Origin of the sequence: Streptomyces sp. NPDC102270 (assembly GCF_044766405.1) — a bacterium.
GTDB lineage: Bacteria > Actinomycetota > Actinomycetes > Streptomycetales > Streptomycetaceae > Streptomyces.
In genome coordinates this window covers 121,197-132,855 of record NZ_JBIWLX010000004.1, presented here as the reverse complement: position 1 = coordinate 132,855, position 11,659 = coordinate 121,197, and the positions used below count along the sequence as shown (strand labels likewise).

Annotated in this window: 9 protein-coding genes and 1 pseudogene; 6 read left to right on the top strand and 4 right to left on the bottom strand. The window is 72.1% G+C overall.

Annotated elements, in window-relative coordinates:
* The 3 genes and pseudogenes from ACIRP7_RS08410 to sucD all read left to right on the top strand — a co-directional run.
* A pseudogene (locus ACIRP7_RS08410) lies at positions 1–359 on the top strand (hypothetical protein); the annotation flags it as partial.
* A gap of 460 nt (positions 360–819) precedes the next feature.
* Positions 820–1,998 (top strand): ADP-forming succinate--CoA ligase subunit beta, encoded by a 1,179-nt coding sequence (gene sucC, locus ACIRP7_RS08405; protein ID WP_352389143.1) that lies wholly within the window; start codon positions 820–822, stop codon positions 1,996–1,998.
* Between the two features lie 21 nt (positions 1,999–2,019).
* Positions 2,020–2,904: a succinate--CoA ligase subunit alpha gene (gene sucD / locus ACIRP7_RS08400; protein WP_352389142.1), complete on the top strand. Its 885-nt coding sequence runs from the start codon at positions 2,020–2,022 to the stop codon at positions 2,902–2,904.
* A 227-nt stretch (positions 2,905–3,131) separates the two neighbouring features.
* On the opposite strand, the gene ACIRP7_RS08395 is transcribed toward sucD, so the two are convergent.
* A complete protein-coding gene (locus ACIRP7_RS08395) occupies positions 3,132–3,959 on the bottom strand; it encodes an RNA polymerase subunit sigma-70 (protein WP_403655360.1) in 828 nt (275 codons plus the stop codon).
* A 96-nt stretch (positions 3,960–4,055) separates the two neighbouring features.
* Between ACIRP7_RS08395 and ACIRP7_RS08390 the strand changes: the two genes are divergently transcribed.
* Positions 4,056–5,756, top strand: a complete 1,701-nt coding sequence (locus tag ACIRP7_RS08390) for a DUF6350 family protein (RefSeq protein ID WP_403655358.1) — start codon at positions 4,056–4,058, stop codon at positions 5,754–5,756.
* Between the two features lie 6 nt (positions 5,757–5,762).
* Here ACIRP7_RS08390 and ACIRP7_RS08385 read toward each other — a convergent pair whose 3' ends face one another.
* On the bottom strand, positions 5,763–6,563 hold the full coding sequence (locus ACIRP7_RS08385; protein ID WP_403655356.1) for a hypothetical protein: 801 nt from the start codon (positions 6,561–6,563) through the stop codon (positions 5,763–5,765).
* 290 nt (positions 6,564–6,853) lie between these two features.
* Between ACIRP7_RS08385 and purN the strand changes: the two genes are divergently transcribed.
* Together purN and purH are read left to right on the top strand one after the other, a co-directional pair.
* On the top strand, positions 6,854–7,501 hold the full coding sequence (gene purN, locus ACIRP7_RS08380) for a phosphoribosylglycinamide formyltransferase (RefSeq protein WP_403655354.1): 648 nt from the start codon (positions 6,854–6,856) through the stop codon (positions 7,499–7,501).
* A complete protein-coding gene (gene purH, locus ACIRP7_RS08375) occupies positions 7,498–9,072 on the top strand; it encodes a bifunctional phosphoribosylaminoimidazolecarboxamide formyltransferase/IMP cyclohydrolase (RefSeq protein WP_403655352.1) in 1,575 nt (524 codons plus the stop codon). Before purN ends, purH begins: the two co-directional genes overlap by 4 nt.
* 36 nt (positions 9,073–9,108) lie before the next feature.
* On the opposite strand, the gene ACIRP7_RS08370 is transcribed toward purH, so the two are convergent.
* Both ACIRP7_RS08370 and ACIRP7_RS08365 read right to left on the bottom strand, forming a co-directional pair.
* On the bottom strand, positions 9,109–10,773 hold the full coding sequence (locus ACIRP7_RS08370; RefSeq protein WP_403655350.1) for a protein kinase: 1,665 nt from the start codon (positions 10,771–10,773) through the stop codon (positions 9,109–9,111).
* 171 nt (positions 10,774–10,944) lie between these two features.
* Positions 10,945–11,619: an RDD family protein gene (locus ACIRP7_RS08365; RefSeq protein WP_403655348.1), complete on the bottom strand. Its 675-nt coding sequence runs from the start codon at positions 11,617–11,619 to the stop codon at positions 10,945–10,947.
* Positions 11,620–11,659: the final 40 nt, after the last annotated feature.

Sequence of the window (11,659 nt, the reverse complement as noted above, 5' to 3'; positions counted from 1 at the left end):
TGGCCGGCAGTGCGACGGCGTTGGCGTATGGCGTCGCGGGCGAGGTCCCGGTCTTCGCGCACGGTGTCGCCGGGGCCGTTCAGCCCGTCGTCGGCACCGTCACCCGGACGGTGGAACCGGTCGTCGGCAGTGCCGCGACGCTGGCCCACGGCGTGACGGGCGACCTCACTCCGTTCGCGTACGGCGTCGTCGGCGAGGTCGCCCCCGTTGCCGGGCAGGTCGGTCCCTTCGGCGGCGATCTGACCGGGACCCTCCAGGACACCGCGGGACCGCTCGCCGGGCACGCCGTCACCGGTGTCCAGGGCGTGGCCGAGTCCCTCACCCCGGGTTACGCGCAGGACCTCCGTCACCGCGCCTGACCCCCCCCACCGACTCCGTGAGGCGACGGGCCCCGGACGGCCGAAAGCCGTCGGTCTGTCCTGCCTGAACCTCACGGACCGGGCGGAGAGGTCCCCATTGGGGTGGGGATCTACCGCCCAGGCTCCTTGAAAGGCTGAAAAGGGGCCGCACAGAGGGCCTCACCGGGACAACCCCATCCCGGTGAGGCCCTTCCCATGCCCAGCCGGAAGCCTCCCCCCGACCTCACACGCGGCACGCCGTGCCAGTGAGCACGGCATCATGTGACAGGTATCACCGCTCAGGTGTGACCCTCGATTTAGGGGCCTCCCGCAAGCAGCGATAACCTGCGAGACGGACATGCCGCGCGCTCGGACACCGTGTGCGCCTCCCTTGTGACAGACACGGTCGGACGTCACGTTGCCCTCGCGGCACGCCCACGCAGACAACGAACCGCGAGATCACTGATAGGGACGGAAGCGCGTGGACCTGTTCGAGTACCAGGCGAGGGACCTCTTCGCCAAGCACGATGTACCGGTGCTGGCCGGTGAAGTCATCGACACGCCTGAGGCGGCCCGCGCAGCCACCGAGCGCCTCGGTGGCAAGTCCGTCGTCAAGGCCCAGGTGAAGGTCGGCGGCCGTGGAAAGGCCGGCGGCGTGAAGCTGGCCGCGACCGCCGACGAGGCGGTCGAGCACGCGACCAACATCCTCGGCATGGACATCAAGGGCCACACGGTCCACAAGGTGATGATCGCCGAGACGGCCCCGGAGATCGTGGAGGAGTACTACGTCTCCTTCCTCCTGGACCGCGCCAACCGCACCTTCCTCTCCATCGCGTCCGTCGAGGGCGGCATGGAGATCGAGGAGGTGGCGGAGACCCGCCCCGAGGCCGTCGCCAAGACGCCGATCGACGCCAACGTGGGTGTGACCCCCGAGGTCGCCCGCCAGATCGTCGAGGCCGCGAAGTTCCCGGCCGAGGTCGCCGACAAGGTCGCGAACGTCCTGGTCACCCTGTGGAAGACCTTCATCGAGGAGGACGCCCTCCTCGTCGAGGTCAACCCGCTGGCCAAGGTCGCCTCCGGTGACGTCATCGCCCTGGACGGCAAGGTCTCCCTCGACGAGAACGCCGAGTTCCGTCAGCCGGGACACGAGGCCCTCCAGGACAAGGACGCGGCCAACCCGCTCGAGGCCGCCGCCAAGGAGAAGAACCTCAACTACGTCAAGCTCGACGGCGAGGTCGGCATCATCGGCAACGGCGCGGGTCTCGTCATGAGCACCCTGGACGTCGTCGCCTACGCCGGTGAGGCCCACGGCGGCGTCAAGCCCGCCAACTTCCTCGACATCGGCGGCGGCGCCTCCGCGGCCGTCATGGCGAACGGCCTGGAGATCATCCTCGGCGACCCCGACGTCAAGTCGGTCTTCGTCAACGTCTTCGGCGGCATCACCGCGTGCGACGAGGTCGCCAACGGCATCGTGCAGGCGCTGCAGCTGCTCGCGGACAAGGGCGAGGACGTCACCAAGCCCCTCGTCGTCCGCCTCGACGGCAACAACGCCGAGCTGGGTCGCAAGATCCTCTCCGACGCCAACCACCCGCTGGTGCAGCGCGTGGACACCATGGACGGCGCGGCCGACAAGGCCGCCGAGCTCGCGGCTGCGAAGTAAGGAAGAGGGACAGACACAGCCATGGCTATCTTCCTCAACAAGGACAGCAAGGTCATCGTCCAGGGCATGACCGGTGCCACGGGCATGAAGCACACCAAGCTCATGCTGGCCGACGGCACGAACATCGTCGGCGGTGTGAACCCCCGCAAGGCGGGCACGTCCGTCGACATCGACGGCAACGAGATCCCGGTCTTCGGCACGGTCGCCGAGGCGATCGAGAAGACGGGCGCGAACGTATCCGTCCTCTTCGTACCGCCGGCCTTCGCGAAGGCCGCCGTCGTCGAGGCCATCGACGCCGAGATCCCGCTCGCGGTCGTCATCACCGAGGGCATCGCGGTCCACGACTCCGCCGCGTTCTACGCGTACGCGGTCTCGCAGGGCAACAAGACCCGGATCATCGGCCCGAACTGCCCCGGTCTCATCACCCCGGGCCAGTCGAACGCCGGCATCATCCCGGGCGACATCACCAAGCCGGGCCGCATCGGCCTGGTCTCGAAGTCCGGCACGCTGACGTACCAGATGATGTACGAGCTGCGGGACATCGGCTTCTCCTCCGCCGTCGGCATCGGTGGCGACCCGATCATCGGTACGACGCACATCGACGCGCTCGCCGCGTTCGAGGCCGACCCCGACACCGACCTGATCGTGATGATCGGTGAGATCGGTGGCGACGCCGAGGAGCGGGCCGCGGCCTTCATCAAGGAGAACGTGACCAAGCCGGTCGTCGGCTACGTCGCGGGCTTCACCGCGCCCGAGGGCAAGACCATGGGCCACGCCGGCGCCATCGTCTCCGGCTCCTCCGGCACGGCCGCCGCGAAGAAGGAGGCCCTCGAGGCCGCCGGCGTCAAGGTCGGCAAGACGCCGACCGAGACGGCGAAGCTGGCGCGCGAGATTCTGGCCGGCTGAACAGGTAGTCGGCTCAACGTCGGTGGGTCCGTTCCCCTTGCGGGGGCGGGCCCATCGGCGCGTTACGGGGTGCCGGGCCGGGTCGTCGGGCGGGTGCAGGTGCGTTGTGGCTGGTCGCGCCCCGCGGCGGAGCCGCTGATGTCACAGCCCCGCGCCCCTGAAGCTCGCTCAGCTGAACGCGCCCAAGGGGCGCGGGGAACTGCGCGACCAGCCCCCGCCGGCCGCAGTCAACGACCGACCGGTACCAGCCTCTCCGGACCGCTCACCATCGACTTCCGCAGCTTCTCCCGCAGCTCCACCTCCTCCTCCGACAGCGCGCCCTGCCCCACTCTCCCCGGCACTCCCTGAACCTCCGCCCCCGGCGGCACCGGTGGCTCGTAGTGCGTCGGAGCCGTCCGCAGCGTGAGCGCCGTCGTGCCGATCAGGGCCACCGTGAACGCGATCGCCGCCCGGGTCCACAGGCGCGCCCGGCGCTCACTCCCGGCCCGCACCGCGGGCGGCTGCGCGGCACGCAACCCCTGCGTGGAGGCCAGCGAGACCAGGCGCTCGTGCAGATCGGACGGGTCGGCCAGGTCGGGCAGGCGTGCGGCGATCACCGACCGCGCGTTCATCAGCCGGTACGCGGTCGCCGGGGTACTCGCCTCCGTCTCCGCCGCCGTCTCCGGAAGGTCGAGGCCCACGCCGTCGTACAGCAGGAGCGTGCGCCGCTGTGACGGCGGGAGCTTCAGGAGTACGGCCATCAGCGCGCGGTCGGCCGGGTCGGGGACGGGTGTCTCGGGGCCATGGTGGCGGGGGCGGAAACGGTGCCAGGGAGAGAGGGCGTACTCGTACGCCATGACCCGTGCCCAGCCCGCCGGATCCCGGTCCACCGCCACCTCGGGCCAGCGCTGCCAGACGAGTTGGAAGGCTCGTTCGACCGACTCGCGGGCGAGTTCGCGGCGGCCGGTGAGCAGATAGGTCTGCCGGACGAGCGCGGGCGCGCAGAACCCGTAGAGCGCGTCGAAGGCCTGAGCCGGTGTCAGGGGAGTGGCGGCGAGCTCCTCGCTCTGCTTCACGGGGCACCCCTTCGTACGAAAAAGTACATAGTCGTATATTGAGCGACACATCGGAGGTTCGGCTGTTACGACGAGAAAGCGCGTGTCGTTGGGACCATGGCGGGCGTGATCCAGATGACCGCTCGCCGCACCTCGTTGTCGCCCCTGCTCATCCGGTTGCGCGACCGGACGCCCGGCCTGGCCGCCGGCCTGCTGGGCGGTGCGGTGGCCGCCGGGCTGGGGCTCGGCACGTTCGCCGTGCTCGTGATCGCGCTGTGGATCAGCTCGCCGTACCCCGACAGCGGGCCCGGGGGCGCGCTGCACGTGGCCGCGGCCCTGTGGCTGCTCGCGCACGGGACCGAGCTGATCCGGACGGACACGCTCTCCGGTGTTCCGGCGCCCGTCGGGGTGACCCCGATGCTGCTGTTGGCGCTGCCGTTGTGGCTGGTGCACCGGGCGGCGCGGGACCTGGCCACCGGGGACGAGGCGCCGCCGCAGGCGTCCGCGCGGACGGCGTGGGCGGGGGTCGTGCTCGGGTACCTCGCCGTCGGCGCGGCCGTCGCCCTGTACGCGTCCGGCGGGGCGCTGCGGCCCTCCTGGACGTGGACCTGCGGGTGCCTGCCGGCCGTCGTCATGGGCGCTGCCGGGGCAGGGGTGTGGACGGCGTACGGCCGTCCCGCCGAGGTGCTGGACGGGGTTCTGGTGCTGCTGCCCACGGGGGCGCGGCGGCTCGTCCTCGGGGCGGAGGCGCGGGCACGGCTCTCTACGGCGACACGAGCCGCGGGGGCCGGGATCTGCGTGCTCGTCGGGGGCGGGACGGTGTTGCTGGCGGTGTCGCTGGTGGCGCACGGCGGCGCGACGCGGGGGTCGTTCCTCCAGGTGACGGAGGGCTGGTCTGGACGGTTCGCCGTCGTGCTGCTGTGTCTGGCGCTGGTGCCGAACGCCGCGGTGTGGGCGGTGAGTTACGCCGCCGGACCCGGGTTCGTGCTGGGCGCGGGGCATGTCGTGGGCCCGCTGTCCTCGGACCCCGCGCCGATGCTGCCGCCGTTTCCGCTTTTGGCGGCGGTACCGGAGGCCGGGGCAGGGGGGCCGGCGCACTGGGCGGCGGGGGCGGTGCCGGTGGTGGCCGGGGTCGTGGTGGGGTGGTTCGTGGGGCGGGCCGCGGACGCGGGATGGTCGCGCGGGCGGACGGCGGGCGCGGTGGTGTGGGCCGCGGTGCTGTGCGCGGGGGCGGTCGCCGCGCTGACCGCGCCGGCCGGCGGACCGCTCGGGGTGGGGGCGTTGGCCCGGTTCGGGCCGGTGTGGTGGCAGGTCGGCGCGGCGGTGGCGGGGTGGATCACGGTGGCGGGGCTGCCGGTGGCGCTGGCGGTACGGGCTTGGCGGGGCTTCTCGGCGGGCGGGCCGCGCCCATGGGTGCCGTCGGTGCGGGTCCCGCTGTCGCGACACAAGGCGACGGACGGGGCCGGAGCCACTTCCGGGACCGTTCCCGGGGCCATTTCCGGGACCGCTGCCGGGACCCGCGCCGACGGCACCACTTCCGGCACCGCTCCCAAGACCGCTCCCGTGACCGGCCCGGCCGAGGAAAGCGGCCCGCAGGACGCCCCCGGCGACCAGGACGACACCTACGTCCCCCCCGACCGGGACCGGGACGACTCCTACGAGCCCTACGACTTCCTGCCCGGCGCACCCCAGACGGAGTCGGTGTCCTCGTCGACGCCCTGGTACGACGAGGCTTCACAAGAGTCCCGGTGGGCGCTCCTGAAGGAGGCGGCCATGCCGCCGGAGGGCTCCCCCGAGAAGTCTCCGCCCACCGACTGACCGCCGTCAGCCGTTCGTGCTGAGCACGCCCCGCAGTTGCTTCGGGAGCAGATCCGCGCAGGACTGCTGGGCCTGGTTGGTGAGGGAGTCGTTCATGCAGGTGTAGTAGTCGTCGTAGACCAGCCTCGCGGTGAAGCTCGCCGCCACGAAAAGCAGGGCCAGGGAGGCCGTGACCAGGCCGCTGATGGCCGCGGAGGTCTGGGGGCGGGCGGACCGGGGCGGGGCGGGGGTGTCGGGGTCCGGGGTGCGGGGCTTGGCGCGGACCGCGCTGATGCCCCAGTACAGGGCCAGCGCGCCCAGCAGCAGGCTCACGTACGGCCAGCCGAAGAGGACGAAGAAGACGGCCCACATGCCGCACAGCAGAGAGTAGCGGGCGCGGCGCTGGGAGGGGTCCGTCGGGTCCCAGCGCGGCCCCGGACCCGCGCTGCCCTGTCCTCCCGGACCGCCACCGGGACCCGCGCCCGGGCGGTCACCGAAGCCGCCGTCGGAGCGGCCCGGCTGGCGGTCGCTCCACTGGCTGCCCCAGGGGGCGTGGCCGCCGTCCTCACCCTCGCCAGCGTCCGAGTCCTCGGGGCGGCGGCGCGGCTGCCACGGGCGGTCCGGAGTGCCCTCCGGCGGGGCGGCGAAGGGGTTGTCGTCCTCGGCCGTACCGCCCTGCCCCTCGCCGTTCTTCCTGCCGTTCTCCGTGCTGGAGGAAGGGGCGTCCGGCGGCGAGGCGGGCTGCTCCCGCAGCAGCAGGCCGCTGCGCGCCCCTCCCTGCACCGACTGCTGGGGGAGCGTGAGGAGTCGCAGGCTGCGGTCCGACATCAAGTGAGCGTCTTCCCCTTGAAGGATGTGACTTGGCATGGATTGCGTGGATCGAACGGTTCGGCGGGCCCGTCGGCGCGGGCCTCACCCCGTGAACGCACCGCACACCACCCGCGTTCCCGGACCGTCCCTCCCAGACGCTACCTTCCGGCCACGCCCCCGTCCCGTGGGGGCCTTCCGATGTGCCGGTATCGTTGCTGGCGTTCGGCCGCTTCGTAGACTTCCCCGTATCCCGGGGCTCGAAGCATTCGTACGACCGTACAAACGCTCCCCCGAGAAAGGGCCCCGCCGTGGCCGCCAAGCCCGTGGCCGAGCAGGCCAGGCCGGTCCAGCGCCTGGTCGTGCTGGTCTCCGGATCCGGTACGAACCTCCAAGCACTGCTGGACGCCATCGCCACGACCGGCGCGGCGGCCTACGGTGCCGAGATCGTGGCCGTCGGGGCGGACCGGGAGAACATCGAGGGGCTCGCGCGGGCCGAGCGGGCCGCGATTCCCACCTTCGTCCGCAAGGTCAAGGACTTCGGGACCCGTGAGGAGTGGGACGCCGCCCTCGCCGAGGCCGTCTCCGCGTACGAACCCGACCTCGTGGTGTCCGCCGGGTTCATGAAGATCGTGGGGAAGGAGTTCCTCGCGCGCTTCGGCGGGCGGTTCGTGAACACCCACCCCGCGCTGCTGCCCAGTTTTCCGGGGGCCCACGGAGTGCGCGACGCCCTCGCGTACGGAGCCAGGGTCACCGGCTGCACCGTCCACTTCGTCGACGACGGCGTCGACACCGGACCGATCATCGCCCAGGGCGTGGTGGAGATCCGGGACGAGGACGACGAGAGCGCTCTGCACGAGCGCATCAAGGAAGTCGAGCGAAGGCTGCTCGTCGAGGTCGTGGGGCGGCTCGCCCGCAACGGCTATCGCATTGAGGGACGAAAGGTAGTTATCCAGTGACCGCCGAGAGCATCGAGAGCGGCAAGCGGGCCATCCGTCGCGCGCTCGTCAGCGTCTACGACAAGACCGGCCTCGAAGAGCTGGCCCGCGGACTGCACGAGGCCGGTGTCGAGCTCGTCTCCACCGGGTCCACCGCGGGCCGTATCGCCGCCGCCGGCGTCCCCGTCACCAAGGTCGAGGAGCTCACCGGCTTCCCCGAGTGCCTGGACGGCCGCGTCAAGACCCTGCACCCGCGCGTGCACGCCGGCATCCTCGCCGACCTGCGGCTGGACAGCCACCGCGAGCAGCTCGCGGAGCTGGGCGTCGAGCCGTTCGACCTCGTCGTCGTGAACCTCTACCCGTTCCGCGAGACCGTCGCCTCCGGTGCCACCCCCGACGAGTGCGTCGAGCAGATCGACATCGGCGGGCCGTCCATGGTGCGCGCCGCCGCGAAGAACCACCCGTCGGTCGCCGTCGTCACCAGCCCCGAGCGGTACGCGGACATCCTGACCGCGGTCAAGGACGGCGGCTTCGACCTCACCACCCGCAAGCGTCTCGCCGCCGAGGCCTTCCGGCACACCGCCGAGTACGACATCGCGGTGGCGAGCTGGTTCGCCAGCTCCTACGCCCCCGCCGACGAGTCGCTCTTCCCCGACTTCCTGGGCGCCACCCTGGAGCGCCGCAACACCCTGCGCTACGGCGAGAACCCGCACCAGCCCGCCGCGCTCTACGTCGACGGCACCGGCGTCGGTCTCGCCGAGGCCGAGCAGCTGCACGGCAAGGAGATGTCGTACAACAACTACACGGACACGGACGCCGCCCGCCGTGCCGCGTACGACCACACCGAGCCGGCCGTCGCGATCATCAAGCACGCCAACCCCTGCGGCATCGCGGTCGGCGCGGACGTCGCCGAGGCGCACCGCAAGGCACACGCGTGTGACCCGCTGTCGGCCTTCGGCGGGGTCATCGCCGTCAACCGGCCGGTCAGCAAGGAGATGGCGGAGCAGGTCGCCGAGATCTTCACCGAGGTCATCGTCGCGCCCGACTACGAGGACGGCGCCCTCGAAGCCCTCGCCAAGAAGAAGAACATCCGCGTCCTGAAGGCCCCGGCCGCGCCCGCGCACCCCGCCGAGGTCAAGCCCATCGACGGCGGCGCGCTCCTCCAGGTCACCGACCGCCTCCAGGCCGAGGGCGACGACCCGGCGAACTGGACCCTGGCGACCGGCGAGGCCCTGAGCGCGGACGAGCTCGGCGAGCTCGCCTTCGCCTGGCGGGCCTGCCGGGCCGTCAAGTCCAACGCCATCCTGCTCGCCAAGGACGGCGCCTCGGTCGGCGTCGGCATGGGGCAGGTCAACCGGGTCGACTCCGCGAAGCTGGCCGTCGAGCGGGCCGGTGCCGAGCGTGCGCAGGGCTCGTACGCGGCCTCGGACGCCTTCTTCCCGTTCCCGGACGGCCTGGAGGTCCTCCTGGAGGCCGGTGTGAAGGCCGTCGTGCAGCCCGGTGGCTCGGTCCGTGACGAACTCGTCGTCGAGGCCGCCAAGAAGGCCGGCGTCACGATGTACTTCACGGGGACGCGCCACTTCTTCCACTGACGGAACACCGCACAGGGCGGCGCCCGCGGTCGACATCTACGTCGAACTACGCAGCGCCGCCCATGTGTTGGGCCCCACCTGCCCGTCCACCTCCAGCCCCTTCGCGCTCTGGAACTGCTTGACCGCGGACCGGGTGTCCTTGCCGAACTCGCCGTCCACGCCCGAACCGCCCACGCTGTAGCCGCGCTTGGTGAGCATGCACTGCACCTGCACGACCCGCTGGCCCTTGTCGCCGTAGTCGGTGAGTTCGGTGCCGGAGTAGTAGGTGCAGCCGGAGATCCAGGCGGGAGTGGCCGGGGCCGCGGCGGTCCTGGTCACCGTGGCGGTGGGGGTGGGGGCGGTGCTGGTTCCACCGCCCGTGCCGCCGCTGTTCCGAATGGCCGTCGCGGACGGAGTGCTGTCCGGTGCGCTGCTGCTCTCCTCGGGGGCGGCCGTCTGCGGCTCGCTCTTGTCCTTCTCCTTCCCGTCGTCCTTGCCGGAGGGTGAGGCGGAGGCGCTGGACGGGGGAGGGGCCGAGGCGACCGCGGCGGTGCTGCTTCGGGCGGCCGTCGGGGCGGCGGCGGCCGGGGAGTCGAGCCCCGGGCGGGTCAGCAGGAAGGCGCTGACGGCCACCGCCCCTACGGCGATGCCCGCGACGCCGACCAGATAGGACCTCCTGCGCTTCGGCCCGGCGGGGTCCGGAGCGGGAACCGGCGAGACAACGGGCTCCAAGGGCGTACGGAAGTGCGGGGACTGCCGGACGGGCATGCCCTCCAGCACCGCGCACCCCTGCTGCCGGTCGCGGAGCCGGGCGGCCAGGGGGCCGTGCCAGTCGGACGCGCGGCCGTGCCCGGCGGCCGTGGCCGCGTCGATCAGCTGCCGTGGGGCGGGGCGCCCGGCGGGGTCCTTGGCCAGGCAGGCGGACAGCAGCGCGGCCAACGACGGGTCAATCTGCGCGAGTTCGGCCATGATCTCGGTGTCGGGTGCCTCGAAGGCGACCCGGTGCATGACGTCCACACCGGTTCCGTCGCCGAAGGGGGCGTGCCCGGTGGCGGCGTAGACGAGGGTGCAGCCGAGGGAGAAGACGTCGGAGGCGGCGTCGCAGCGGCCCTCGCGCAGATACTCGGGCGCCATGTACGCGGGCGTACCGACCCGGTTGCCGGTGGTGGTGATGGCGCTGCTGTCGGCCGCGCGGGAGATGCCGAAGTCGATGACGTGCGCGCCCCGGGGGGACAGGATCACGTTGGACGGCTTGAGGTCCCGGTGCACGATCCCGGCGGCGGTCAGCGCCGACAGGGCCTCCCCGAGTTCCGCCACCAGCCGCCACACCACGGCCGGCGCCGGCAACCCGCACTCGCGGACGGCCTCGGCGAGGCTGAGGCCGGGCAGGTACTCGGTGGCCATCCACAGCAGCGCCTCGTCGAACCCGGTGCCGAGCAGGTGCGGCGCACGCGGGGTACGGACCCGCCCGTGCACGGCGGCCTCCCGCTCGAACCGCCGCCGGAAGTCCGGGCCTTCGGCGTACTCGGGCCGGATCACCTTCACGGCGGCGAGCCCCGGGGCGTCGTCGGCCCGCCGGGCCAGATAGACCCGGCCCATGCCGCCGCTGCCGAGCAGTCCGAGCGGGACGTAGGGGCCGATACGTCCGGGATCGGCGGGCAGCAGCGGGACCGCGCCCGCCTGCCGCAGCGCGGTGTCACCGGCCGCCGGTATGTCTGTCACGGGCTCCCGACCTGCCTCTTCTTGCACAACGTGCTCTCATGGCACGCCAGTTGACGGGGAGAGGCTATCGTCCGGCGCCGGGGAGCGTCCGGCATACCGGGGGAACGCCCCGGGGCCGTGTCACGACGTGACACGGCCCCGGGGAGAAGTATGAGGAGAACGGGGGAGAGCTCAGTTCGTGCGGATGACGATGGACGAGCAGACCTTGTCGGCGAAGGTCTGACGCTTGGCGTCCCAGGCCGGCCACAGCCAGCCGAGGTAGCACGCGAGGCTGTCCAGGAAGTGCGCGAGGCGGCGGACGAAGGCCATGCCGACACCGAGGGGCTGACCGTCGCTCTCCCGCACCAGACGGATGCCGAGCGCCTTCTTGCCGAGCGTCTGGCCGGTACGGCCCTCCATGATCAGCAGCCAGATCGCGAGGCCGATGATGGCGAGGTAACCGATGATCACCAGAGCCGCCGTCTTGTTGGCCGCACCGACGCCGACGAGGACGTACGGAACCGCGAACACGAGCATGTCGACCAGGGTGCCCAGGAAGCGCTGGCCCCAGTTCGCGTACGGGGGCTGGGCGCCGTAGCCCGGCTGCTGCGGGTAGCCGTAAGCGGAGGCGGGGACCTGCGGCGCCTGCGGGTAGCCGTAGCCGGGCTGCTGCGGATAGCCCTGCTGCTGCGGGTATCCCTGCTGCGGCGGCACACCCTGGGGGGCCTGCTGCGGGTAGCCGTAGCCCGGCTGCTGCTGCGGGGGCTGCTGCTGGGGATAGCCGTAACCGGGCTGCTGCGGCGGCTGCTGGGGGTTCTGCGGGTTCTGCGGCTTTTCGTAAGGGTTGTTGGGCGAGCCGAAACTCATGGTGATCCTCCGTTGGCCTGCTGGGGACGAAAGCGGACTG